At 30.3% G+C, this 23,620-nt stretch carries 23 protein-coding genes and 6 tRNA genes; 17 read left to right on the top strand and 12 right to left on the bottom strand.

What is annotated here, in order from left to right; genetic code table 11:
• The first annotated feature begins 349 nt into the window (after window positions 1-349).
• Window positions 350-3,433, top strand: coding sequence for a hypothetical protein (locus tag MEVAN_RS04860; RefSeq protein ID WP_012065787.1), 3,084 nt, complete (start codon window positions 350-352; stop codon window positions 3,431-3,433).
• An 11-nt stretch (window positions 3,434-3,444) separates the two neighbouring features.
• Here MEVAN_RS04860 and pdxT read toward each other — a convergent pair whose 3' ends face one another.
• From pdxT to MEVAN_RS04890, 6 genes are all read right to left on the bottom strand, one after another.
• Complete coding sequence (gene pdxT, locus MEVAN_RS04865) at window positions 3,445-4,008, bottom strand: pyridoxal 5'-phosphate synthase glutaminase subunit PdxT (RefSeq protein WP_012065788.1); 564 nt, start codon at window positions 4,006-4,008, stop codon at window positions 3,445-3,447.
• A gap of 262 nt (window positions 4,009-4,270) precedes the next feature.
• Window positions 4,271-4,345, bottom strand: a tRNA-His gene (locus MEVAN_RS04870).
• A gap of 51 nt (window positions 4,346-4,396) precedes the next feature.
• Window positions 4,397-4,481, bottom strand: a tRNA-Leu gene (locus MEVAN_RS04875).
• A gap of 14 nt (window positions 4,482-4,495) precedes the next feature.
• Window positions 4,496-4,570, bottom strand: a tRNA-Glu gene (locus MEVAN_RS04880).
• Between the two features lie 24 nt (window positions 4,571-4,594).
• Window positions 4,595-4,669, bottom strand: a tRNA-Ile gene (locus MEVAN_RS04885).
• 36 nt (window positions 4,670-4,705) lie between these two features.
• Window positions 4,706-4,782 (bottom strand) — tRNA-Asn (locus MEVAN_RS04890).
• A gap of 116 nt (window positions 4,783-4,898) precedes the next feature.
• Here MEVAN_RS04890 and MEVAN_RS04895 point away from each other — a divergent pair.
• Window positions 4,899-4,972: transfer RNA gene (locus tag MEVAN_RS04895), tRNA-Phe, on the top strand.
• A 180-nt stretch (window positions 4,973-5,152) separates the two neighbouring features.
• The gene (locus tag MEVAN_RS04900) at window positions 5,153-6,343 is read left to right on the top strand and encodes a bis-aminopropyl spermidine synthase family protein (RefSeq protein WP_012065789.1); all 1,191 of its coding nucleotides are present in this window, start codon (window positions 5,153-5,155) and stop codon (window positions 6,341-6,343) included.
• 112 nt (window positions 6,344-6,455) lie between these two features.
• On the opposite strand, the gene MEVAN_RS04905 is transcribed toward MEVAN_RS04900, so the two are convergent.
• A complete protein-coding gene (locus MEVAN_RS04905; protein WP_012065790.1) occupies window positions 6,456-6,842 on the bottom strand; it encodes a 30S ribosomal protein S8e in 387 nt (128 codons plus the stop codon).
• Window positions 6,843-7,006: 164 nt separating this feature from the next.
• Window positions 7,007-7,915 carry an aspartate carbamoyltransferase gene (pyrB, locus tag MEVAN_RS04910; RefSeq protein WP_012065791.1) on the bottom strand — a complete coding sequence of 303 codons (909 nt, stop codon included), beginning with the start codon at window positions 7,913-7,915 and terminating at the stop codon, window positions 7,007-7,009.
• Window positions 7,916-7,996: 81 nt separating this feature from the next.
• Between pyrB and MEVAN_RS04915 the strand changes: the two genes are divergently transcribed.
• Together MEVAN_RS04915 and MEVAN_RS04920 are read left to right on the top strand one after the other, a co-directional pair.
• A complete protein-coding gene (locus MEVAN_RS04915; protein WP_012065792.1) occupies window positions 7,997-8,350 on the top strand; it encodes a DUF2304 domain-containing protein in 354 nt (117 codons plus the stop codon).
• An 86-nt stretch (window positions 8,351-8,436) separates the two neighbouring features.
• Window positions 8,437-8,637, top strand: coding sequence for a hypothetical protein (locus MEVAN_RS04920; protein WP_012065793.1), 201 nt, complete (start codon window positions 8,437-8,439; stop codon window positions 8,635-8,637).
• Between the two features lie 12 nt (window positions 8,638-8,649).
• Here the strand turns inward: MEVAN_RS04920 and cobM are convergent, their stop codons facing one another.
• Window positions 8,650-9,414 carry a precorrin-4 C(11)-methyltransferase gene (gene cobM / locus MEVAN_RS04925; protein ID WP_012065794.1) on the bottom strand — a complete coding sequence of 255 codons (765 nt, stop codon included), beginning with the start codon at window positions 9,412-9,414 and terminating at the stop codon, window positions 8,650-8,652.
• A gap of 70 nt (window positions 9,415-9,484) precedes the next feature.
• Complete coding sequence (locus MEVAN_RS04930; RefSeq protein ID WP_012065795.1) at window positions 9,485-10,690, bottom strand: aconitase X catalytic domain-containing protein; 1,206 nt, start codon at window positions 10,688-10,690, stop codon at window positions 9,485-9,487.
• Between the two features lie 99 nt (window positions 10,691-10,789).
• Here MEVAN_RS04930 and MEVAN_RS04935 point away from each other — a divergent pair, with 99 nt between their 5' ends.
• Window positions 10,790-11,659 carry a coenzyme F420-0:L-glutamate ligase gene (locus MEVAN_RS04935; RefSeq protein WP_012065796.1) on the top strand — a complete coding sequence of 290 codons (870 nt, stop codon included), beginning with the start codon at window positions 10,790-10,792 and terminating at the stop codon, window positions 11,657-11,659.
• A gap of 37 nt (window positions 11,660-11,696) precedes the next feature.
• Here MEVAN_RS04935 and MEVAN_RS04940 read toward each other — a convergent pair whose 3' ends face one another.
• Window positions 11,697-13,379 carry a HEAT repeat domain-containing protein gene (locus MEVAN_RS04940; RefSeq protein ID WP_012065797.1) on the bottom strand — a complete coding sequence of 561 codons (1,683 nt, stop codon included), beginning with the start codon at window positions 13,377-13,379 and terminating at the stop codon, window positions 11,697-11,699.
• 326 nt (window positions 13,380-13,705) lie between these two features.
• Here MEVAN_RS04940 and flaB1 point away from each other — a divergent pair, with 326 nt between their 5' ends.
• Genes flaB1 through flaJ form a run of 11 tightly spaced genes read left to right on the top strand, consistent with a single transcriptional unit; the run spans window position 13,706 to window position 22,683 of the window.
• Window positions 13,706-14,353, top strand: coding sequence for a flagellin B1 (flaB1, locus tag MEVAN_RS04945; protein ID WP_012065798.1), 648 nt, complete (start codon window positions 13,706-13,708; stop codon window positions 14,351-14,353).
• Window positions 14,354-14,400: 47 nt separating this feature from the next.
• Entirely contained in the window at window positions 14,401-15,069 is a 669-nt protein-coding gene (gene flaB2, locus MEVAN_RS04950) for a flagellin B2 (protein ID WP_012065799.1), read from the top strand.
• A gap of 40 nt (window positions 15,070-15,109) precedes the next feature.
• Window positions 15,110-15,730: a flagellin gene (locus MEVAN_RS04955; protein WP_012065800.1), complete on the top strand. Its 621-nt coding sequence runs from the start codon at window positions 15,110-15,112 to the stop codon at window positions 15,728-15,730.
• A 12-nt stretch (window positions 15,731-15,742) separates the two neighbouring features.
• A complete protein-coding gene (locus MEVAN_RS04960) occupies window positions 15,743-16,306 on the top strand; it encodes a flagella accessory protein C (RefSeq protein ID WP_012065801.1) in 564 nt (187 codons plus the stop codon).
• Complete coding sequence (locus MEVAN_RS04965; protein ID WP_012065802.1) at window positions 16,296-17,309, top strand: FlaD/FlaE family flagellar protein; 1,014 nt, start codon at window positions 16,296-16,298, stop codon at window positions 17,307-17,309. The genes MEVAN_RS04960 and MEVAN_RS04965 overlap by 11 nt, the downstream gene beginning before the upstream one ends.
• 36 nt (window positions 17,310-17,345) lie before the next feature.
• Window positions 17,346-17,753 carry a FlaD/FlaE family flagellar protein gene (locus MEVAN_RS04970; protein ID WP_012065803.1) on the top strand — a complete coding sequence of 136 codons (408 nt, stop codon included), beginning with the start codon at window positions 17,346-17,348 and terminating at the stop codon, window positions 17,751-17,753.
• Entirely contained in the window at window positions 17,743-18,144 is a 402-nt protein-coding gene (locus MEVAN_RS04975; RefSeq protein ID WP_012065804.1) for a flagellar protein F, read from the top strand. Before MEVAN_RS04970 ends, MEVAN_RS04975 begins: the two co-directional genes overlap by 11 nt.
• 38 nt (window positions 18,145-18,182) lie before the next feature.
• Window positions 18,183-18,635 (top strand): flagellar protein G, encoded by a 453-nt coding sequence (locus MEVAN_RS04980; protein ID WP_012065805.1) that lies wholly within the window; start codon window positions 18,183-18,185, stop codon window positions 18,633-18,635.
• Between the two features lie 16 nt (window positions 18,636-18,651).
• Window positions 18,652-19,344 carry an ATPase domain-containing protein gene (locus MEVAN_RS04985; protein ID WP_012065806.1) on the top strand — a complete coding sequence of 231 codons (693 nt, stop codon included), beginning with the start codon at window positions 18,652-18,654 and terminating at the stop codon, window positions 19,342-19,344.
• Between the two features lie 12 nt (window positions 19,345-19,356).
• Window positions 19,357-20,997 carry a type II/IV secretion system ATPase subunit gene (locus MEVAN_RS04990; RefSeq protein ID WP_012065807.1) on the top strand — a complete coding sequence of 547 codons (1,641 nt, stop codon included), beginning with the start codon at window positions 19,357-19,359 and terminating at the stop codon, window positions 20,995-20,997.
• Window positions 20,998-21,006: 9 nt separating this feature from the next.
• The gene (gene flaJ / locus MEVAN_RS04995; RefSeq protein WP_012065808.1) at window positions 21,007-22,683 is read left to right on the top strand and encodes an archaellar assembly protein FlaJ; all 1,677 of its coding nucleotides are present in this window, start codon (window positions 21,007-21,009) and stop codon (window positions 22,681-22,683) included.
• A gap of 88 nt (window positions 22,684-22,771) precedes the next feature.
• On the opposite strand, the gene MEVAN_RS05000 is transcribed toward flaJ, so the two are convergent.
• The gene (locus MEVAN_RS05000) at window positions 22,772-23,608 is read right to left on the bottom strand and encodes a UbiA family prenyltransferase (protein WP_012065809.1); all 837 of its coding nucleotides are present in this window, start codon (window positions 23,606-23,608) and stop codon (window positions 22,772-22,774) included.
• Window positions 23,609-23,620 lie beyond the last annotated feature (12 nt).

The raw sequence follows: 23,620 nt of genomic DNA on the forward strand, positions 1-23,620 counted from the left end.
ATAAATTTTAGTAAGTATATAATATTACGTTCAAAATTAGCTTTTATTCAAATTAATTTGTTATGTATTTAACATTAAATTAACATGTGATTAAAATGTATAATAATCGATATATAGAGTAAAAAAGATATTATTTCATGAAAATCGTACAATAAAAGTAGGTAAAAAATTTTAAGAATTTAATTGGAAAAATAAAAAAATTTCATGAATAATTTGTACGGATAAATCGGAATTTTTCGGTAAAATTAATAAGGTATCAAAAAATTTTCAAGGTTTATAAAAAACATATAATTATTAATTATTAATTAAATAATGCCTAAATAACTAACTAGTCATTTAAAGGGGAAAAATGTACAAAGAAATGGACTCAAAAGAGCTTTTAGAATTATTTAATAAATACGCTAGCTCAAATAATTATAAAGAAAGGGTTGAAGCTTCAAAAATTGTAAGTTACCTTGGGGAAATCGATATTAAAAATATTCTCCAAAAAATTATTTACTTAAATAATGACCAAAATATTGCTGTTAGTTTAAGCCTATTAAACTCGCTAAAATTAGTATTTTCAAAATATCCCAATATTACAAAGTATTTATTAGTTTATATATACATAAATGCACAGTTTTCAAATAATATCATAAAAGAAGTTTCAGAACAGATTATAGAATCCCTTGACCCAAAAATAATCGATAATATTGTTGTTAAAAACACATCTAATCTATATTCAAAAAATGGCCTTGAAGCTATGCGTTCACTACTTAGTTTAGGATTCATTTCCCTTTCATCGCCAGAATATCTTAAAAATTCCCTTCTTGAACTTTCAATGATTTCTATAAACTCAAAATACAAGCTTTTAAAAGTAGTCTCACAAGGAATTATAGATGGATTTGAAAATATTGATAGATCAATTTTAAAAGACTTAAAATTCTTACTAGAAGATTTAAATTGTGAATATACTGTTTTAGACGTAAATTCATTTAATAACCTTGCAGTTTTTAGTTTAAAGAATAAAATAAATAAAGAAGATGCAATCAAACTATTAAATAATCTTAAAAGTCCAGATAAAAAAATAAGGTTTATTTCTGCAATTACTCTTAAAGAAAATTCAAAAATATTAGTTGAAATACTAAATAATGATATTGAACTTTCAAAATATTATTGTTTAGAAATTATTAAAAATATCGAAGAATTGTCTAAAGAAGATATATATGATGCAGTTTTGCTTTCTAGTTATTCAAAAATAATTTCAATTTTTAACGTGGATACATCTAAAGCTTCAAAAATTATTAAAAATAATATTATAACCTCATTAACGTTTAAAAATTACATTACAAGTTACTATTGCCTTGAATCACTTTATTTTTTTTCATTAATGGGGAAAAATGAGTTAAATTTAAGAATTAAAGAAGTAATGAATTCAAAAGATGTAAAAGCGTTAATGAAATATAATTCTATTTGTTATTATACTACAATTAATGTATTGTGTTCAATAGGTGAATATGATAATTTTAAAGTTGAATTGAATCCTTATTTTAATGAAGAATTAATAAAAGACTTTTTAAATCTTGACGAAGGTATAAGATATAGTCAATTTAAGGATTTTGAAAAATACCTTAAATCAAAAGATTGGTTTGAAAGATATAATTACGGGATAAAGATTGGAAATTTATTATACGTAATTCCAAAAAATACAAATTTTACTTATAACGTTATTAAAAAATTACTTAATGACAAATCTTATCTTGTTAGAACAGTTGGAATTTGGGCACTTTTAATAATTCTTGATAGGCGTAGTGATATTTCAAAAAAAATTATTTTAGAAATACTACCAAATTTTGATGACTTCCATTTTGAAGTTAGAATTCTTTATTCTATATTTTATAATAAATTAATTAAAAAATATCCTGAAATTTTAGAAAATTACGAATTACAAAATAAATTAAAAAAAGAACTTATTACTAAGTATATTACAGATAAATTTCAAACAGTTCGAAAAATATCGAAAAATACACTTGAAAAATTCCCTGATTCAAAATATTTACTTGATTATGAGAAAAATAGTATTGATGAAAGATACCAAATCTTAAAAAAAGCAGTATCTGAACAGGGGATGACTAAACCTGCAATTTTACGTTTAAAATTAAAATTAAGGCATTTTATTTCTGAAAATGATGAAGAAAATATTTTAAAGTTACTTGAGTTTTTAAAAAGTAATACTGTAAATGAGGATTACTTTTACATATTTTCAGACTTAAAAAAAATAGAAAATAAATACCCTCTTGCAAGAGAAATTATTGATTTAATGCGTAATAATTTTGAAAAAGTTCCAGAAATTAGGGAAAAAGCCATTTATTCTGATTTAAAAGAATTAATGATTCCAAGGCGTATTTATAGATTAAAAGAAGTTTTAAGTTATATTTCTGAAGGATTTACATTAAATTCTAAAATAATGAAGGTAGTAAATGAATTTTTAATATATCCTCAAGCAGATGATAAAATTACGGAGCTTTCAATGGAAATATTAATGCATGTGAAAAATTCCAGTGCAGTTAGAATTTTAGCTGAGAAAAAAGAACTTATTGAATATCTTAAGAGTAAAAAAGATGAATTACCAAAAAAAATTGACGTTAAAACACAGAACTGGAAAGAAATATATTCTTCATTAAATTACCTTATAACTCAAGATTACAGAACTGATACTTATGTAAAAGTAAATTTTTCAGATTTTTTACGATTTAACCCCCTTGAAACTAAAAATTCCCTGATTATTGGAATTTCAATGCTGTATATAATGAACAGTAATTTAAAAGAGGGCGATTTTGAACTTTTAGATGAAATAAATAAAAATAAATTTGAAGTTTTAAAAGTTATTTCAGAAATGATTTACTCTGAAAAAGACTATCCATTACTTTCACATGACGCTAAAAGATTTTTAAGAACAATAATGAATACTAATCAGTCATGGTTTACTGAAACTATACTTTTAAGTGGTGAAAAAGAATTTTATTTACCATTAATCTCAAAGCTTTTAGATTCAAAGGACATTAGTATACAAATTCAGGTTCTTGAATTATTAAAGGAAATTATAAAACTTGACTTTGATTGTTCAAGTAATTTAGAAATTCGTGAAAAGGTTTTAGGACTTATAAAAGATGATGAAAAATGGATAGTATTTAAAAAGGCACTTGAAGTATTATATATTTGTAAACTTGAAGAAAATCCTAAATTACTTGAAGAAGTGGGAACTAAGCTTATAGATTACTTAAAAACTGCACATGACGATTCAAAACTTTTCTTAATAAAGTTCTTTAAAATAAAAGGTATTGGAAAAATAAGCGATGAACTATTTGAAAAGCTTATGATGTATAAAGATAGTTCAAATCCGTATGTTAGTTCCGAATTAAATGAATTATTTGAAAAACGGAAAGGAAAATAAATAGAATTATTTTAATTTTTTTCAACGAAATTTTTTAAAAAATATTCATAAAGTATAATACCATCATTTGAAAGTTCAGGGTGAAATGATATTGCCATTATATTTCCTTCCCGTACTCCAACAATACTTTCACCATCTTTTGAAATAATTTCAACTGTTTTTTCTAAAATTTTATCGACCATTGGTGCCCTTATAAATACTGCATTTAGTTTTTTACCATCTAAAATTATTTCCTTTTCAAAGCTATCTTTTTGACTACCATATGCATTCCTTTTAATTGTTACGTTTAATATTTTTAAAAGAGGTTGTTCTTTTCCGGTTCCCTTTGATAAAAGAACCATTCCTGCACAGGTTCCAAGTATTGGAATATCTAAATTTCTAATTTTCTCGATAAATCCATATTTTACCATTAATTTTCCAATTGTAGTGCTTTCCCCACCCGGAATAATTAAAGCATCAATTTCATCTAAATCACTTACTGACCGTATTCTCTTTGGAATGCAGTTTATTTTTTTAACAGCTATTTCATGTTCTTCAATATCTCCTTGAATTCCAAGTATTCCAATAATTTTCATGTTTTTCACCGTTTTTTAAATATGCTAAATTAAATATGCTAAATTAAATATGCTAAATTAAATATGCTAAATTAAATATGCTAAATTAAATATGCTAAAATAATTTTTTTAAATTGATTGTCTTTTTAGAAAAAATAGTTTTGTTAATTATTTAAAAATTATGTTCAAAAATAATCAATCGAATATATGCCTAATTACTATAACTATTACTAATATATATTTATTGATTTAAATTAATAAATTAATATGCCCATAATAAAAATGGGGCCGAGACCGGGAATTGAACCCGGGTCGAAGGATCCACAGTCCTTCAGGATAGCCACTACCCTACCTCGGCCACAGATGTGAAGGTATTATATTTGTGGGTATCTGCCCCGTTAATATATAATGCAGGGGCAGGGATTTGAACCCTGGAACCACTACTGGACAGGATTCTAAGTCCTGCATCTTTGACCAGGCTCGACAACCCCTGCACTTAAAAATAAAATGCTCCGGCCGGGATTTGAACCCGAGTCGCTGGCTCGAAAGGCCAGCATGATTGGCCGGACTACACCACCGGAGCAAGTTTAACTTTTCATTCATTGTATGGGCCCGATGGGATTTGAACCCATGACCACTCGGTTATGAGCCGAGCACTCTAACCAGCCTGAGCTACGAGCCCACAACTCGATTAATCTGGTTTAAATGTTTAGAAAAATGGCGCCTCCTGCAGGGCTCGAACCTGCGACCTATGGATTAACAGTCCATCGCTGCTACCTACTGAGCTAAGGAGGCTCGCTGTCTTACTACTTGACCGCACAATAACAATTAACATTCTACTATATAAACCTTTTTACAAAAAGTATATATACTAAGAAAGATATGCTTAATTGTGGATTTAATTAAAGATAGCCAAGGTAGTTCAGCCTGGGAGAACGCTGGACTGAAGATCCAGTTGTCGGGTGTTCGAATCACCCCCTTGGCACGTTTTTCATTTAGGGCAAATTAATTTATAAATTTAAATATATTATTTTATAGGTTACCACTTACTGTAAAAGTTTTTTACCAATATTTTACTAATATATATCTTACTTTTTTAATAGTATTTTATAGTATTATTAATAATATAACCGCTACGTTAAAATTATCGTCAAAATGGTGAATTATGAAAGTTATCGGCAGTATGGGTAAACCTACGGAAAAAACAGATATTAGTGCTAAAAAAACTATTTTAAAAAGAATAGCCAGAAATGTAAGTGTTTCAGAGGGTGAAAGAGCTATTGAAGATATAATTCGATGTATATATCGAAACCAGCCAATTTCAACGAAGAAAATAGGGCAATATGTCAAGTTACCGCTCCCAATTGTTTCTAAAGTTCGTACCATTCTTGAAAGGGAAGGATTATTGAAAAGGGGTGAAAGGGGAGCCATTTTTTCAAAAGAAGGAATTGATTTTGTTGAAACGCAGTTGGGATTAAAACTTAAATCAGACCTTAAATGCCCAGTTTGTAGCGGGGGAAACATAGTATTTGATGAAAAATTTGAAAAAATATTAAAAAGGCATGAAAACTATGCTAAATTAAGGCCCCAAGTAAATACGATGATAGACCAGTCCTTTGCAACACCTGAAACAGCAGTTAAAAGAGCATGTATCATGGCTGACCGGGGTGATTTAGAAGGAAAAAGGGTTTTATTTATTGGGGACGATGATTTAGCGTCAATTCCAACTGCAATGACTAAACTTTGTAAGGAAGTTGTTGTTTTAGATATCGATGAAAGGTTACTTAATCTTATTTTAGAAGTTTCAAAAAAAGAAAATTTAAATATTAAAACAATTCACTGGGATTTTAAAAACGAGCTTCCAAAAGAGCTGCATGAAAAATTTGATACCGTATTTACCGATCCACCCTACACGTTAAACGGTGCAGTGTTATTTATGTCAAGAGGAATTGAGGCACTTGGAAATGATGGTGTTTTATACCTTGCATTTTCCCATAAACCCGTTGAAGAATACATTGAACTTCAAAAGTCAATTAACAATATGAACTTTCTAATTTATGAATTAATTCCAGGATTTAACTTCTATGAAGGAACCGAAATTATTGGAAACACTACATTTTTAGCACGACTTATCGGGAAAAATTTAAAAAAAATTGAAGTGGATTTTAAAAAAATATACACTGGAGAATTAAAACCAACTTTAAGATATTATAGGTGTATGAAATGCGAAAAAATCCATGAAGTCGGGGATAAAATTAAAAGAATCGAGGAGTTAACCTGTGAATGCGGTGGAAAAAAATTTTCGATGGTTAAAAGGTTAAAAGTAAAGGAAAATACTGAATTAAATAATTATTAACTTAAAAATATAACAATAAAACATCTATTTTTTTAAATTGAAATAATTTAAAATGAATATATAAAAAATAAAAAAATTAAGAGTAATATAAAAAATAAAGATAAAAATTAGATTATTCGGATAATAAAACAGCGTTTACAACGCCATCTTGTCCAGGTCTTGAGGTAACTTTTGCTTTACCCATTTCTGTTTCGATTATTGCGCCTTTTGTAATTACGTTTCTTCTAATATAGTGTTTGTTTGCCTTGTTGTCGATAACTTTTGTTACTAAAACTTTTTTACAAACTTTGTTTACCTGATCAAAGACGTTTGCGTAGTTAGTTTTTTCTAACTTAACTTTTAAGTTTGCGCCCCTACATCTTACAATTTTCCTTTTGATTACTGCTGAAATGTGTGTTTCTACTGCAGGCCTTCCCATTTCTCTTTTATGCTTTTTAGTGACAAGCCTTAATTTAGCGCCTGTTGATTTTCTTTTACTTGTTCCTTGCCATATTGCCATAATTACACCTTATTTATTGATTTTTCAAAAAAATAGTGATTTTCCTTTGTATTATACTATGTTTTGAGAGAGTATGCGAGTATAATATGTGATTGACATAATAGTATAAAAAATTAACTGCTTTTAAAAGTTATAAATTACCAAAATAAACATATAAAATCAGATTATTTTTGCAAATCTTTTGATAAAAGGCTTAAAATCGCCATTCTAACCGGAACTCCGTAAAAAGACTGTTTGAAATACTTTGCTTGATTTAAACTATCGACTTTTGAATCGATTTCATCTACCCTTGGAAGCGGGTGCATTATTATTAAATTTTTTTCCAAAACGTGCTCTTTTAAAAGCCTGTAGGTACCTTTTACTTTTTGATATTCGTTTAAATCAATAAATCTCTCTTTTTGAATTCTTGTCATGTAAACTACATCAACATCTTCAATATTAATTTCACTAGTTTCACTCAGTAAAACTTTTCCATCAATATATTCTAAAACTTCCCTTGGTATTTTTAATTCATCTGGAGAAATAAGGCGTAGTTCCACATTTTTAAACAGAGATAACGCTTGGCATAATGAATGAACAGTTCTACCATATTTTAAGTCGCCAATAAATGCAATTTTTAAGCCGTCAATTTTACCAACTTCTCGCTTTATAGTATATAAGTCAAGAAGTGTTTGTGTTGGATGCTGGTTTGAGCCATCGCCTGCATTTATTACTGGAACACCTGAAACCTCACTTGAAAGTCTTGCAGCACCTTCTGAAGGGTGCCGGATAACAATTAAATCGCTGTATCCACTTATTACTTTTATAGTATCAGTTAAAGACTCGCCTTTTGTTACCGAAGTATTTGAAATATCTGTAAAACCAATAACATTTCCACCAAGCCTTTTCATTGCAGTTTCGAAAGACAATCTCGTTCTTGTAGACGGCTCATAAAAAAGAGTTGCTAAAATTTTGCCGTTTAATATATCAGAATGCCCCTTTTCATTTAAAACAGCTTCCATTTTTTCAGATTCTTCCAAAATACGAAGAATATCATCTCGCCCGATGTCCCTCATTGAAATCAGATGTCTCATTAAACCACCGGCATTTTTCATTAGTTATAAATTAAATATATATAAAATTATTGTAGAAATAAATATATCGAGGTGTAATTAATGGAACTTGTTCAAAATATTGGAATATTTTTAGGTATTTTAGCAATATTAAAATTAATAAAACAGGCTAAAAAAAGTTCAATTTCCCCATTCGTAGCTATTTTATGGGCAATTTTTGGGATTACCATACTTTTTATGATAGTGTTTCCAAAATATTTATCGTATATTGCAAAACCGCTTGGAATTGATAGAGGAATTGATGTATTAGTATACTTTGGAATAATTGCACTGTTTTTTTTACTATATAAAACATACGTTAAAACAGAACATCTGGAAAGAGAAATTACAGGAATTATTTCAGAAATTGCAATAAGAGATAGGTTTGAAGGAAAATCTAAAAGAAAGGTTGAATAACTGAAAATATTGTTATAAAGTACTAAAACTACTATAAATTATTATAAAATATTATAATACCGTAATGGTATTTAAGAGGTGAAAAAATGATAAATAACGAATTAATATTAGAAACAGCACCTTATGTTCAGGATTTAGAATATATAAAAGAATTAATTGAAAATTCAAAGGATATAACTGACTTAGTAATTCTTTTAAATAAATTAATAGCAGATGAAAAAGAAATTTCAAAAAAAACCGATTTAAAAATTTTAATGGAAAAAATAGAAGAATTAAAATTGATTTAATTTTTAAATATCTTACTGTTTTACACCCCTATATTCGTGTTCAAAATCTTTGTCATAAAGTTTTGAATATTCGTAAAATTTCGGATTCATTGCATTTCCAACTATGATTAGGGCCGTTTTTGTAATTTTTTCTTCCTTAACCTTTTTTGAAATATCAGTTAAAGTTCCAGTTATTTTTTTTTCATCAGGCCATGATGCATGATATACAACCGAAACTGCTGTATCTTTATTGTATCCTCCTTCAATTAATTCTTCACATACTTTTTCTATCATTCCTGTTCCAAGATAAATTGCCATTGTAGCGTTGTGTTTTGAAAGAGCGATTAGACTTTCTTTTTCGGGTTTTTTAGTTCGCCCTTCAGGTCTTGTAATAATTACAGTTTGTGATACATCTGGAAGCGTTAATTCGGATTTTAATGTTGCAGCGGCTGCAAAAAGAGACGTTACTCCAGGAATTATTTCTACATCTATATCATGCTTTTTTAATTCATCAATTTGTTCTTTTATTGCACCATATAAAGACGGATCCCCAGTATGAACCCTTACAACTGATAAATTATTGTTAATTCCATCTACAGCAACAGATATTACTTCTTCAAGTGTCATTTTTGCACTGTTATAGATTTTCGCATTTTTTATATTGTACTCTAAAACTTCAGGATTTACAAGGGAACCTGCATATATTAAAATATCTGCATTTTCAATTGCTTTTTTGCCCTTTATTGTAAGTAATTCCTTATCTCCAGGGCCCGCTCCAACAATAATCATTTTTTTCATAATTTCACCGAGTTATTATTTATTAATTCATTTAAAATTCATTTAAATTACTAAAATAAAAATTAATAAATTATTCAGTTGCTTTTTTTAAAATTTCGTAAGTTGTGCCATATATTACATTACTATTACAAAATCCGGGCAAATAAGTTGCAGCTTTTCCAGAATTTGTTGCAACGTTTTTATATCCCATATCTTCAATCGGGGCTACGACCATACATGTATCAATCACTAATTTTCCGCCTGCATCTTCTATTATTTTTGTATAGCCCATCCGGTCTGAAATTGCCTTCATGTGAATTGATGTACATACCCATACATCTATTTTAAATTTCTTATTTTCTTTTTTTATAAACTCTGAAACTTCCTTTATTTCATCAAGGCTACAGTGTGGGCATCCGATACATACTAAATCGGGTTTTTCAGAAGTTTTAAAGTAGTCATACTCTTTTTCAAAGTCTTTCTTTTCGATAGTTATTTTTTCCACATCTTCAATTAAAATTCCTAATTTTGCTTCCGGCGTTATATTTTCAACGTGATAAAGTGCAACTCCGCCACTTGCCGCAAGTGCTGCTCCGAGTGCTTTTAAATAGTCTGTTTTTATTGAATCGCAGTTTTTAAATTTAAAATAGGGAATTTTATTTTTAACAATTTTTCCAGTAATTCTTCCAAGTATTCCATAAAATGAAATTGAATCTTCTAATTCTATATCAACTTCAAAAATATGGGTTGGAACTCTATTTTCAGTTAAATGGTAGCCATAACATGGTGTTTTTCCAATAATTGCAGCTGCAAGTGCAGAAGGGCCCCCTTCTCGATTTGTTCTTGCACCAATTACTGAATTTACGTACGAAACTGCTGAAGATTCCGCCCAAGCAACGTGTGAACCAAAAATGGGCACGTTTCCCGTTAGATATGGGGTGCATGTGCAACTTATTTCAATTTCCATTTTTTTAAAACAATCTATTATTTCAATTTGTTTTTTTGCAAAATCTTTTGGAAAGTTCAACTCCTTATATCTATTTAAATCCATTCCCGCAGGATTTAGGGTTGTTGGCACACTTATTTTTATATTGTTATCTGCAAGGTCTTTTAAAAATTCTAAACCTTTTTCACCAATTGTTTTATAGGACACCCCTGAAACTTGGGCAGAATAAATATCTACCAATTTTTCCGCACCGTAAATATCGCCTAAAGACACTAATAAATTCATGCAAGTTTCTAAGGATTCCCCAAACTCGCCGTTATATATTTTTTCCTCTTCTCTTGTAAGATGCATGATTTTTCACCAAAATTATACCTACTAAAGTATATATCACTAAAATATAAAAGAATTACAAAAAATTTAAATTTTACGTAAAATTTTGTCGTGAAAAAAATGGAAATTACTGCAAAACCAATAAGAACAAGGTATATTGATAGGGGCGAGGATTTTATTTTGGAGTCTATTAGTTCGTTAAAAAAAGAAATTGAAAATGGACTTAAAATAAAAGATGGGGACTTTTTAGTTGTTAGCGAAAAGTTTATTGCAACAAGTGAGGATAACTTTGTAGATGAAAGTCTTTTTAAACCAAAATTTTTAGCTTATTTTACATATTACCTCTCAAAATACTGCTGGGGGTACATTTTAGGGCCATTACTTGGAACTAGAAAAGACAGGATTTTAAATTTACGTAAAATACCAAAAAAAGAAACATTAAGACATAAACAAGTTGTAATTGAAAATGTAGGGTTAATCTACGCATTAAAACCTGCATCAGAAGGAGGAATAGATTTAACTAATGTTCCTGGAACTTATGCTGCATTATTACCAAAAAATCCTGAAAAATCTGCTGAAAATCTTTATTTAAAAATTAAATCAGAGTTAGGGCTTGATTTAGTCATAATGGTAATAGATACCGATGCAACATACAAGTTTTTTAAGTGGTATGTAACAGCTCTTCCAATTGCAATTGATGGAATAATTTCAAAAATTGGGGTTTTTGGGTATATTTTAGGAAAATTTGGAAAGTTATTAAAAAATGGGGGACTTTGTGGGGCAACGCCTCTTGCAATTACTGGAAACAGTATCTATAAAACATATTCACTTGAAAAATTGCTAGATATTGCAGAAATTTCAGATAACTCACAAGTTCCATATACAAAGTCAATTCACGACTTAATGAAAAAATACAAAACATTTGAAGTCACTGTTGACGTTTTAAAGGAGATGGAACACAGCCCCTTAGTAGCTATAAGTTTTAATTAGGGCAAAAATAGCTTAAATAACTTAAAAATTGATAAATTTACCTTTTTTGTTCATTTAGAGTAGATTCTATTAAAGACTGAATCATTAGGTCGTGTGAGAGTTTATATATTTCGAATTCGTTTTTACTATCAATATCCAAAACTTCTAAAAGTTCCCCTGAAAGTGATGTTTCAACACATTTTTCTTTTGGTAAGATATAGACTTTTTTTCCATCTTCAAGTTCTACTTCAGTACATTCAGATTTTAAAGCAACAATTACTGGAGGTTCTTCTATTTTTGGGCGTTCTATTTTAAAGTTTTCATAAACAATATCTGATTTTTCAAACCTTTCTTGAATTAAAAAGCATAATTCTTCAATGTATTCTTTATTAAAGCTTTTTTTCCGAGCTTTAAGTTCTGATTCGATATCATTAAGTAAACTTAACGGATACTCTAAAATAACACTTCTTAAAAATTCCATGTTATTTTTTACTTTATCGATTGACCTTAAAATTATTTCAACAACTTTTACATCGATTTTTCCGGCCTTTACCATAGTTAAAGCGGCATCTTTTGACAGGTTCGCATCTGAAAGTTTTAATTTGATATTATTAATATATCTATTTACATATCTTTCATCATACTTTCCAAGGTTTCCAATAATTCTTAAAGCTGTTTTTGAAATTCTTATGTCATTACTATTTACTAATACGCATATTTTTTTGTAGTGCCTTACTACTGTACGTTTAGAATAAAGCGATAGATTGTAAAGTAACGTAATTGCAGGATAAACTACATCTAAATCATCATCTAATAGCGAATTTATATTTAAACCTTCAAACTTTTGAGGTTCTAAAAAACTAAGGCGGTTTAATGCTAAAATTGAGTATATTTTTAACTGTTTATCGTTTGAATGCACAAGTTCTATTATTTTTGAAATTGAGTCTTTAAACAATTCAGGATAATTTTTAGAAAAATTCCATATTGCACGAATCGAACTTCTTTTAACTTCTAAATTATCACTTGAAAGCGAATTTATAAGAATTTTAGCTGTTTTTTTATCGAGGGTAAGTTCATTAAAATTTCCCAAAACATTAATTGCAGTTGACTTTAAAACTTCGTCATTTGAATCAATACATGAAAATACATCATTTTGACTGTTTTTAATAATATCTGGATTAATTTCCCCAATACTATTTAAAATACCCATTAATACTGATTTTGACGTGATATTTTTACTTAAAATTTCTGAAAGGTTTATTTTTTCACTGCATTTTGAATTTAACATTATTTTTGAAATAGCGTATGCAGTAGCTATAATTACTTCAACGTTTGTATCATTTAAGCAGCTTTTAAGCTTTTCAAAATGTTCTTTTATAGGATTATAACATATTAGTCCAAAATCTCCTAAAAATTCAACTGCATTTTTCCTAATTCTCCAGTCAGGATTATCAAGCAGTTTTAAAATTTTTGGAATAAGTGGAAAAATTTCTTTTGGACTTGATTTTGAAATAACTTTTAAAGATGTAACTGCTGCAAAATTTAATTTAAAATCGCCTTCAAGTGCTTTTTCAAATTTTAAAAGTAAATGTTTTATTTTTTCAGGATTTTCAAAGCCGATTTTTCCAAAATTTAAAATGTCTCTAAAGTCTGAAAAATCAACTTCAAAATTTTCACTTTTAAAATTTTCTGCTATCTTTTTTGATTCTAAAAATTCAACTTGTCTAAATGAACCAATCATTTTTATCACGAAAACTTTAGTAATAATTTATTGGTTTTTTTTAGTTATATTTGTTTTTTGCATGTTATTATGTAGGTTAAGGTAAAAATTTAAAAATATTTTTAAAATAGGTTTAAAAAATAACATACATAAGTATCTACATAAACACCTACATAAGTAAATACACTCCTAAATGCTTAAAGAAGTGCAAAAAAAGTATATAATAATAAAAAACTACATATTTCTTCGGGAGTATCCCCATGAGGTAGCTACCTCAAAGGACGTAAACTAAAAATTTTCCTATCGGGAAATTCTAAATAAGAATTTTTGACCTTTGGAGGTTTAACATGAGTGTAAAAAATTTCATGAATAACAAGAAAGGTGACTCTGGAATCGGCACCTTGATTGTTTTCATTGCAATGGTATTGGTTGCTGCAGTTGCAGCAAGTGTTTTAATTAACACAAGTGGATTTTTACAGCAAAAAGCTGCAACAACAGGAAAAGAAAGTACTGAACAGGTTGCAAGTGGATTACAAGTAATGGGCGTAAATGGATACCAGGATGGAACTAATGATGCAAATGTAAGTAAAATGGCAATTTATGTAACCCCTAATGCAGGAAGTTCAGCAATTGACCTTACAAATTCAAAATTATTTGTAACCTACGATGGCCAGACCCACGTCTTAGCTTACGATGACGTTACAGACCTTACAACAGGTAATTCAGATATTTTCGATGCAATTAATGTTGGAACCCCTGCTTCTGAATTCCACGTTGCAGTACTCCAGGATAATGATAATTCAACTGGAAATGGAGTAATTAATAAAGGAGATATTGTAGCAATAGTAATTGAAACTAGCGACATTTTTGGCAATGACGGAATTCCTGAAAGAAAGAGTGTTTCTGGAAAAGTACAACCGGAATTTGGTGCTCCAGGAGTATTTGAATTCACAACACCTGCAACGTACACTAACAAGGTATTGGAATTACAATAAGTATAATTGGATATTAATAACACTAAACTCAAAAGAGGTAGAATTCTATGAAAATAACAGAATTCTTGAATAACAAAAAAGGTGCATCCGGAATCGGTACCTTGATTGTTTTCATTGCAATGGTATTGGTTGCTGCAGTTGCAGCAAGTGTTTTAATTAACACAAGTGGATTTTTACAGCAAAAAGCTGCAACTACAGGAAAAGAAAGTACTGAACAAGTTGCAAGTGGATTACAAGTTTTACAAATTATGGGTGTTCACGATTCAAGCAATATTACGAAATTAGCAGTATATATCGCCCCTAACGCAGGAAGTTCAGCAGTTGACCTTTCACAGTCAGTTGTTACATTATCAAATGGCGATGTAAAGTCTATCTTTAAATATGATACTACAGATGCTGCAGCAGATAAAAGTTACGGGGCCGTTAAAACGGGCGGTAGCTTATTTGCAGAGGCTACATTAAATATTTCAAATATGACAAATACTCAATTTGGAATTATTGTAATTCAAGATGCAGATGGCTCATGTAAGGCTGCAACACCAGTATTAAATAAAGGAGATATTGTAGCAATTGTTTTAAACTTAAATGAAACAATGACTGAACCTAGAACTGCAATTACTGGTTCAATCCAACCGGAATTTGGTGCTCCAGGAATCATCTCATTTACAACACCTGCAACATACTTAGATGGATCAACAGTTGTCCAACTACAATAAACTAAATTTTAGTTTATTTTTATCCTAGTAGGTGAAAATGATGAAAAAATTTTTAATGGATAAAAAGGGTGCTGTTGGAATTGGTACTCTTATTATCTTTATTGCAATGGTATTGGTTGCAGCAGTTGCAGCAAGTGTAATTATTAACACTGCTGGAAACTTGCAACACAAAGCTTCTGCTGTTGGACAAGAAAGTACAAAGCAGGTCGCAAGTGGATTACAAGTAATGAGGGTCGTTGGACATGCATCCAATAAAACCCAGCTCGATAAAATTGGAGCAATTGTAACGCCAAATGTTGGTGGAGAAATAGATTTATCTACTTCAATAGTAACGCTTTCAGACGGTAGTGCTAAACATTCTTTCGTATATGATTCTACAAAACATAAGTTAGTAGACAATGGGTCTGATAGTTTATTTAATGAAACATGGGCTACTGGAAATTACTTTGGAGTACTCGTACTACAGGATAGTGATGGTTCAGCTTCAGTTCCTGACAACCCGACTATAAATTACGGAGATAAAGTTATACTTACCCTTGAAATGGATATAAATGCAACTACAAAAGTTAGTGGTGAAGTTATCCCAGAATACGGTTCACCAGGAATTATTAACTTTAGAACGCAGTCAGTATTCATTGAAACGATAGTTACACTTCAATAATTGGTGATTATTATGCCCAATATCTCTGAAATTATTGAAGAGATCAAAAATAAAATAAAATTGGGCAAGAAGAAGGAAAATTTAGATGTTAAAGAAGCTGAAGATGACTTCAGCTTCACCCTTGAAGAAGATATAAATGCTGAATCAAACGACGATTTAGTTGCTGCAAACGAAGAACTTCTTGCCAAAATTGGGGAACTTGAATCAAAGTTTCCAAAAATTGAAATGATGGTCACAAACTTAAGAAAAGAAAATGAAAACTTAAGAAGCGACATTCAAAATATTAATGAAAATTTCCAAGACATGATGGCACTATATGAAGTTGTTTCAAATCAAATCAATCCATTTATCGGGATTTCAAAGATTACGGCAACAAGTATGGAAAAAGTAGAAAAAATGGAGACGGAATCCAAAAACCTGAAAAAAAGGGTCGAGGAACTTCAAAATGACGTTGTAATATTGGCAAACGTCTACTTAAACCAAAACCATATTGACTTGGATGGAGTTATTAACGAAGTGCTTGCGGAAGAAGAATTCTCTAAAGCAATTTTAGGAGAGGATTCCGATGATTGGTAATGTTAAAATGGATTATGCATCCGTTTCAGAAGAATATCTTACCGAGAGTGAAATGGAAGAATATCTAGACGAATTGCGTTCTAAGATTCCTTCGTTTATTATCGAACTCTTGAAAAATAACTTGAAAAACAGAAAATTAACAAGACCCCAGCTTGATAAAATCGTTGGAAGAGTTTCTGACCTTTATTTTGGTAAAAAACCTGAAGATAAAAAGGCTGCAGAACTTACAAATAAAATTAACGATTTGAGTCAAAAGTTAGATGCATTAATGAAGGTTGCAACAATTTCGTCTGCAACAAGAGTTTCTGATGACATTAAAAAAGAGCTTGACGACCTTGAAACAGTTGAAGAATTAGAAACTAAAAAAGTCGTTGAAGAATTAGAAATAAATCTAAAAGACAGTCAAAAAACCAGTTCATCTGAAGTCTTAATTGATGAAATGGATTCTAATAGCATAAAACTTGAAGAAGAACCTTTAATTGAATATAAAGAAGCACCTTTAAGTGAAGTTAAACCAGAACTTAATAAAAAAGTTGAAACTGAGCCAAAAGCTGAAATTAAAGTTGTGCCAAATGTTCCTTTGGAAGTTGAGGAGGGAATTAAAATGAAACCAGAATTAGCACCTGTAGTTGAAAAAGCATCAAGACTAGAGGAATTACCTGAAGACACACTTTCAACAATGCTCGTATTTAAATGGTTAGAATTTTTAATGAGTAGAGTTGGAACAAGTAACTTAATTGATATACTTGACTACTATAACAATTTAGGATGGATATCTGGAAAAGCAATCAGTAAATTAATGAAAGTATCTAAAAACATGAAGTACTTTCATGATGACATTGAATGGAAAGCTAACGAAAAAATGGCTCCAGAAGACCACGTTGTATCATTATTATACATTGAAAAATTAGCTGGAAGGCCAATTGCTGTTGAAGAATTAGAAGGAATGGAAAGAGAAATCAACAGGATTAAAAAATGGGCTGACGAATTACAAAAGATGTAACTATAAATGAATATAACTAACAAGGAGTGAACAACTATGAACACTGCAACACTGTCATCAATATTACTTGAAACCCAAAAACCTGCTAAGTTAGATGCAATTCCTGATGATGCATTTTCGTTAGTATTTGCATTCAAATGGTTAGAATACCTTTCTGAAAGAGTGGGTCAATCAAATCTTCCTGACATTTTGGAATTTTACTATAATTTAGGATGGTTATCAGATGATGCAATATCAGGTCTTTTAAAATTCTCAAAAGGAATAAAAGTAGATGATGATGATATTTCAAGTCCATCTGGAAAACTAACAATTGCTGACCATTTAGTATCATTATTGTTTATCGAAAGATTAAACGGTAAAAAAATATCAAGTGAAGTTTTAGACAAACTTGAATGGGAAATTAGAAGGATAAAAAGAGGAGCAGAGCAATATTATGGGATTTAGTTCAACTGCGGGACTAACGCTGTTACTGACTACGGTACTTATCTGCTCGATATATTTATACAGTACTGTAGACCTAACGTCCTTAAAAGTAAATGGTGCATATATTGAGCACTCTAGTTACTTGAAAAATAAATTAGATGAAAATATAAAAATTAGTGTTAGTAAGTTTGGCGAAAAAACAAACATTACCCTTTTAAATCAGGGACAACTAACTCATAGCATTAATGACTGGAATGTACTATATAACGGAACTCCCGTAAACTTTGATATAACAGGCGATTATTATCTAGTACCCCTGAACAATGTTACTATATCGATAAATGAAACATCGCCTGGAAGAATATCGGTAGTTTCAGAGTACGGTAACCGTTATTACCACAATTTAAATTAAAATCCTTATTTTTAGGATGTTGCGTTGGTGATTTAGAGATGGCATCCAATGTTTTTTCAGAAATAATTATATTTGTTAGTGTTTTAATAATTACGGCCGCAGTAGCTGGGCTACTTGCAACAAGTACTCACAAAATTTCCCTAGGAATAAGTAGTAAGGGAGATACTCTTTCAACGCAACTTTCACAGGACTTTGAAATAATAAATGATCCTGGAAAAATTCCAAGAGATTCAGTTAAAGGGGAAAGTACAATATATGTTAAAAATACTGGAAAAAACCCGTTTTCAATAAATCCTGATGTCATATCGGTAATGATTAATGGAGAAATTATGAGCATTTCAAATTCTGCCGTATTTCAAAGTTCTAGAACAGTTCTAAGGCCTTCTGAAGTTGGAGAAATTAATATTACGTATAATAACAGCGGCTACCATACTATAAGGGTAATTTCAGAACAAGGTGTTTCAAGAACGCTAAAAGGTAAAATCGATTAAATCGCTGGTGGTCATTTTGAAGCTTGCAAAGATAGAACTAAGTAGAGATGATGTACATAAAAGGCTTGGGGGAGGAATTCCTTTTGGAAGCATCATCTTAATTGAAGGAGAAGAATCTTCTGGAAAATCAATAATTTGCCAGCGATTAGCTTACGGATTTTTGCAGAATTCATATTCTCTTTCATACGTATCAACGCAACTTACGACCACCGAATTTGTAAAGCAGATGATGTCACTAAAATACAATATAAACAAAAAACTTTTAAGCGGAAACCTACTCTATATTCCAGTATATCCATTAATCTCTGAAAATTCAATAAAAGAAGATTTTATAAAAAAAATAATGATTACTAGAGCATTTTACGAAAAAGATATTGTTTTATTTGATTCTATATCAACACTTGTTTCAAATGATGCAAGTGAAGTTCAAATTACTGATTTAATGGCGTTTTTTAAAAGAATTGCTTCAATGAATAAAATTGTAATTTACACTGTAAATCCAAAAGAACTACCAGAATCAGTTCTTAGGATACTTAGAACTTCTGCAACAATTGTTATAAAAACTGCGATATTTTCATTTGGTGGAAGCGTTAAAAATTCCGCTAAAATCGAAAAATATAACTTTGCAAGAGGCTCATTCCAAAAAGTTATGGTATTTAGAGTCGACCCAGGACTTGGAATTGCTGTAGAAATATCCTCGGTAGCATAAAGGTGGTAGTAAATGGCTGATGATTTTAAAATTGCACAACAAACAAACCCCCACTTGAAAAATTACGTTGAAAAATTCAAAAAGGCATATATGAAGATTCCAGAATTTGTTCCAAGTCTTTCAAGGGATTTTAAAGAAATAAAATATCCGAATATCATTTATCCAATTGGAGACCCGATATTTATCCACCTTTATGGCTCCCCAACTACAAAAACAAGATATATTGCAATTGAACCAAAATTATCGGGTTCTGAAGAGCGTAATAAATATTTCAAAATTTTAGATAAGATATTAGAGTATGCACCATATAGTGATATTCCTGAAAACGATGAAGAGTTTGGAAAAGTTATAACAAAATTATTTGATAGCGTAACAAAATTAACTGAAAAAAAGGAAGTAAAAAAGAACGGAATTATTTCAAAATTAACTGATTCTGGAAAAATAGGTGTCAGTAAACCAGAAAGGGAAAAATACATCTACTTAATAAAACGGGATTTAATAGGGCTTGGAGCACTTGAACCAATTAAAAGAGACCCATATATTGAGGACATCCACGTAATAGGTTCAAAAAATTGCCAGTTAGTTCATAAAATATATGACATGTTACCATCAAACATCGAGTGGGAAGAAGAAGGTGACCTTTCAAACTACTTAAAAAACATGTGTGAACGGATTGGAAGGCCGGTTTCAGATGCAACACCGATTGTTGATGGTTCGCTACCTGATGGGTCAAGAATAAACATTCTTTATTCTTCAGACGTATCTTTAAAAGGCCCTTCATTTACCATTCGTAAATTTACCGATGTTCCAATAAGTATTACCCAGATTATCAGCTGGGGTACTATGTCTGCACAAACTGCAGCATATTTATGGCTTTGTTTAGAATATGGAATGAGTATATTTATCTGTGGTGAAACTGCATCTGGTAAAACTACCACCTTAAATGCAATTTTACCATTTATAAAGCCTAAATCAAAAATATTTTCATGTGAAGATACTTCAGAAGTAAAACCTCCAAATCCTGTATGGCAGCAGCTTTTAACCCGAGAAAGGGGCCCTGAAGAAAGTAGGGTAACATTATTTGACCTTTTAAGAGCTGCATTAAGATCAAGGCCAAATTACATTATTGTAGGGGAAATTAGATCAGTTGAAGGTGCAGTAGCATTTCAAGCAATGCAGACAGGTCACCCTGTAATTTCAACGTTTCACGCTGCAACGGTAAGAAAAATGATTCAAAGATTAACTGGTGACCCAATTAATATTCCACAAACTTTCATGGATAACTTAAATGTATGTCTATTCCAGCTTGCAGTTTATGCTAGGGGGAAATTTTTAAGGCGTGTTGTAACGGTTGAAGAAATTGAAGGATATTATAAAGAAGTAGATGGCGTAATTACAAGAGGCGTATTTGAATGGGACCCTCAAAAGGATATTCATAACTTTACAGGCTTAAATAACAGTTACATTCTTGAAGACAAGATTGCAACAGTTGCAGGGTATGAAGACCCACGGGAAATTTATGATGAACTTGATTTAAGAGTAAGAATTCTTGAAGAAATGATTGCAAGAGGAATATTTGGATATTACGAAGTTTTAGATGTTATATGGAGTTTTTACGAAAAAGGATTGGAAGGACTCCCATTCCAGGTTTAAGGTGTTTTTATGTTTTTTGACATACTTCCAAGAGTAGGTTTAAAACCAAAGGAGTATATTTTAAAATTCATACTTCCTGCATTTATAGTATCGTTGCTTGTAATAGTTCTTGGAATAACTTACTTTACAGGATACACAAGACTTATTGTGTTACTACTTCCTCTCCTTTTAATGGGTAGTGCAATAGGGTATCCATATATTGAACTTGATTCTCAAAGACAGAAAATTAATGAAAGACTCCACGTATTTATTACCAAATTTGGAGTTTTATCAATAACCGATTTAGAAAGAAAACATTTAATGCACCTATTATCTACTGAAAAGGAAGAATTAGGCCAACTTGCAAACGAATCACATAAAATATACGTGCTACTTAAAAGATGGAACCAGTCATTAGCAGAATCTTGCCGTTTTCTTGCAAATAGATGTCCGAGTAGCCAATTTGGGGATTTTTTAGACCGTATGGCGTATTCAATCGATAGCGGTCAGGAATTAAAGGAGTTTTTAAGTGGAGAACAGGATATTATAATGGAAGACTATTCAGAATTTTACAAACGAGCATTATATTCTCTTGACATGTTTAAAGAGATGTATGTAAGTGCTGTAACGTCCGTATCATTTTTTGTAACTTTTGCAATAATTGCACCATTTTTAATGCCTTATGACTTCGTTACAATGGTTACTGTCGCACTTTTAGGTTTCATACTAATTGAAGTACTTTTAGTATATGCAATAAAAAATAAACTCCCTTATGATAGATTATGGCATACCGGAGAAAAACCAACTAGAATCGACTTAAAACTTAAAAAATGGTTAACAATTTCCGTTTTAGGAACTGTGATACTTACTGGATTTTTAATATGGGGAAAATTTATTGGAGGAATCCCACAAATAATGAGTTTACCTTATCAAGTATTATTTGCTCTTGGAGTAACTCCTCTTGCAATTTCAGGATATATTGCACAGGTTGAAGAAAATATAGTAATTAGAAAAGAACTTAATTTTCCAGACTTTTTAAGGTCTTTAGGGGACTCCGTATGTGCTAAAGGGGGGGGAATGACTGAATCACTCCAATATCTTTCATCAAATGACTTTGGCCCACTTACAAAAGATTTAGAAGGACTTTATAAACGGGTTTCTATTCGAATAGACAGTCAGAAAGCATGGCGTTACTTTGGTTACGATACCTGTAGCTACCTTATACAGCTTTTTTCAGAAATGTTTGAACGCTGTACATATCTTGGAGGTAATGCGGGAGAAGCATCTAACATAATAGGTAAAAACTTTCGTAAAATTATTAATCTTAGAAGGTCAAAATATCAAAATGTGAACCAGTTTGCAGGCATAATGTATGGACTTGCTGGCGGTATGGCACTAACGCTTTATGCATCTTCCGGAGTAGCTTCAATGGTAAATGGACTTTATACAAGTTTAGAAGTTCCTGATACCATGTTAGGTATTGTAAATACCATTACTCCAGGAGACTTTACATTAATTTCGTACCTAATATACAGCGTTTTAGTAATTTATTCAGTAGTTTCAGGATATTTAATAAAACTAATGGATGGCGGACATTATCAAGTTTCATTACTGCATTTTGTTATAATGCTATGGGTTGCATCAATTGTTGGATATGTTACAGAAATCATGACCGAAGGACTACTTGGTTCAAGTTTACCAATCTAATTTAGTATGGTTTAGTATGGATTTGTTAAAATCTTAATCTAAAATACCTTTTAAAAAAAGTACTTGATTTAAAGTTATTAATTTAAAGTTATTTAAAAATCGAGCCGATAATAAACGCAATCAAAACAAAGTTTGTTATCAATTTTATATTTTTTGAAGTTTTTCTTGCTTGTTTTTTTGAAGGTGCGTTTAAAAGATTAAAAAACCCAGCTAAAAACATTAAATTACATATTAAAATCATTAAAAGGTAATAAATTCCAAAAATTCCTGTTAAATAGGGTAAAAAGCTTAAACCTATTGCAATAAGGAGTAACCCTAAAGAAATATAAATTGACTTTTCACCGTATTTTATTGGTAGTGAACTTACTTTTTCTTTTAAATCACCTTCTATATCCTCATAGTCTTTTATTATTTCTCTTGCCCACATTGAAAACATGGCACATGAAAATAAATATAAGGATACATTAACATTTCCTACCGCAATTCCCCCAAATATAAATACTGAACCTGTAAGATATGCAACAAGCATGTTTCCGATAATTTTATTTTTTTTATAAATTTTTGCGTATTTTTGTAAAACTACAGCATTTAATACCGCCATTAAAAAACAATATATATTAAAAAGAGATATTATAAGCCCGAATATCATTATCGAATATGAAAATACTTTTGCATCAGTTAAACTAATCCTTTTTGAAGGTATGGGCCTAAACGGCTTATTTATCCGATCTATTTTTAAATCATATATGTCATTTAAAGAATTTCCAAAGCCACATATAAAAAATACGACTAAAAATGCCAAAATCAGTGGAAATAATGCACCAAATGTAAAGTTAGATGCAATTAATCCTGAAATTAACGCTCCAAAGCCTGCCGTTAAACAATTTTTTAACCGGATAAGTTCAAAGTACGCCTTTAAATCCATGTAATTCACCCA

Origin of the sequence: Methanococcus vannielii SB (genome assembly GCF_000017165.1) — an archaeon.
GTDB classification, from domain to species: domain Archaea; phylum AGJL01; class Methanococci; order Methanococcales; family Methanococcaceae; genus Methanococcus; species Methanococcus vannielii.

Bases quoted from the DNA above. Each gene is read 5' to 3' on its own strand.
- MEVAN_RS04980 (WP_012065805.1), top strand. From the start codon at position 18,183: ATGGCATCCAATGTTTTTTCAGAAATAATTATATTTGTTAGTGTTTTA.
- MEVAN_RS04860 (WP_012065787.1), top strand. From the start codon at position 350: ATGTACAAAGAAATGGACTCAAAAGAGCTTTTAGAATTATTTAATAAA.
- cobM (WP_012065794.1), bottom strand. From the start codon at position 9,414: ATGAAAAAAATGATTATTGTTGGAGCGGGCCCTGGAGATAAGGAATTA.
- pyrB (WP_012065791.1), bottom strand. From the start codon at position 7,915: ATGAGACATCTGATTTCAATGAGGGACATCGGGCGAGATGATATTCTT.
- MEVAN_RS04920 (WP_012065793.1), top strand. From the start codon at position 8,437: ATGATAAATAACGAATTAATATTAGAAACAGCACCTTATGTTCAGGAT.
- MEVAN_RS04965 (WP_012065802.1), top strand. From the start codon at position 16,296: ATGATTGGTAATGTTAAAATGGATTATGCATCCGTTTCAGAAGAATAT.
- MEVAN_RS04970 (WP_012065803.1), top strand. From the start codon at position 17,346: ATGAACACTGCAACACTGTCATCAATATTACTTGAAACCCAAAAACCT.
- MEVAN_RS04990 (WP_012065807.1), top strand. From the start codon at position 19,357: ATGGCTGATGATTTTAAAATTGCACAACAAACAAACCCCCACTTGAAA.
- flaJ (WP_012065808.1), top strand. From the start codon at position 21,007: ATGTTTTTTGACATACTTCCAAGAGTAGGTTTAAAACCAAAGGAGTAT.
- MEVAN_RS04905 (WP_012065790.1), bottom strand. From the start codon at position 6,842: ATGGCAATATGGCAAGGAACAAGTAAAAGAAAATCAACAGGCGCTAAA.
- MEVAN_RS04935 (WP_012065796.1), top strand. From the start codon at position 10,790: ATGGAAATTACTGCAAAACCAATAAGAACAAGGTATATTGATAGGGGC.
- MEVAN_RS04975 (WP_012065804.1), top strand. From the start codon at position 17,743: ATGGGATTTAGTTCAACTGCGGGACTAACGCTGTTACTGACTACGGTA.
- MEVAN_RS04960 (WP_012065801.1), top strand. From the start codon at position 15,743: ATGCCCAATATCTCTGAAATTATTGAAGAGATCAAAAATAAAATAAAA.
- MEVAN_RS04940 (WP_012065797.1), bottom strand. From the start codon at position 13,379: ATGATTGGTTCATTTAGACAAGTTGAATTTTTAGAATCAAAAAAGATA.
- pdxT (WP_012065788.1), bottom strand. From the start codon at position 4,008: ATGAAAATTATTGGAATACTTGGAATTCAAGGAGATATTGAAGAACAT.
- flaB2 (WP_012065799.1), top strand. From the start codon at position 14,401: ATGAAAATAACAGAATTCTTGAATAACAAAAAAGGTGCATCCGGAATC.
- MEVAN_RS05000 (WP_012065809.1), bottom strand. From the start codon at position 23,608: ATGGATTTAAAGGCGTACTTTGAACTTATCCGGTTAAAAAATTGTTTA.
- MEVAN_RS04900 (WP_012065789.1), top strand. From the start codon at position 5,153: ATGAAAGTTATCGGCAGTATGGGTAAACCTACGGAAAAAACAGATATT.
- MEVAN_RS04930 (WP_012065795.1), bottom strand. From the start codon at position 10,690: ATGCATCTTACAAGAGAAGAGGAAAAAATATATAACGGCGAGTTTGGG.
- MEVAN_RS04915 (WP_012065792.1), top strand. From the start codon at position 7,997: ATGGAACTTGTTCAAAATATTGGAATATTTTTAGGTATTTTAGCAATA.
- MEVAN_RS04955 (WP_012065800.1), top strand. From the start codon at position 15,110: ATGAAAAAATTTTTAATGGATAAAAAGGGTGCTGTTGGAATTGGTACT.
- flaB1 (WP_012065798.1), top strand. From the start codon at position 13,706: ATGAGTGTAAAAAATTTCATGAATAACAAGAAAGGTGACTCTGGAATC.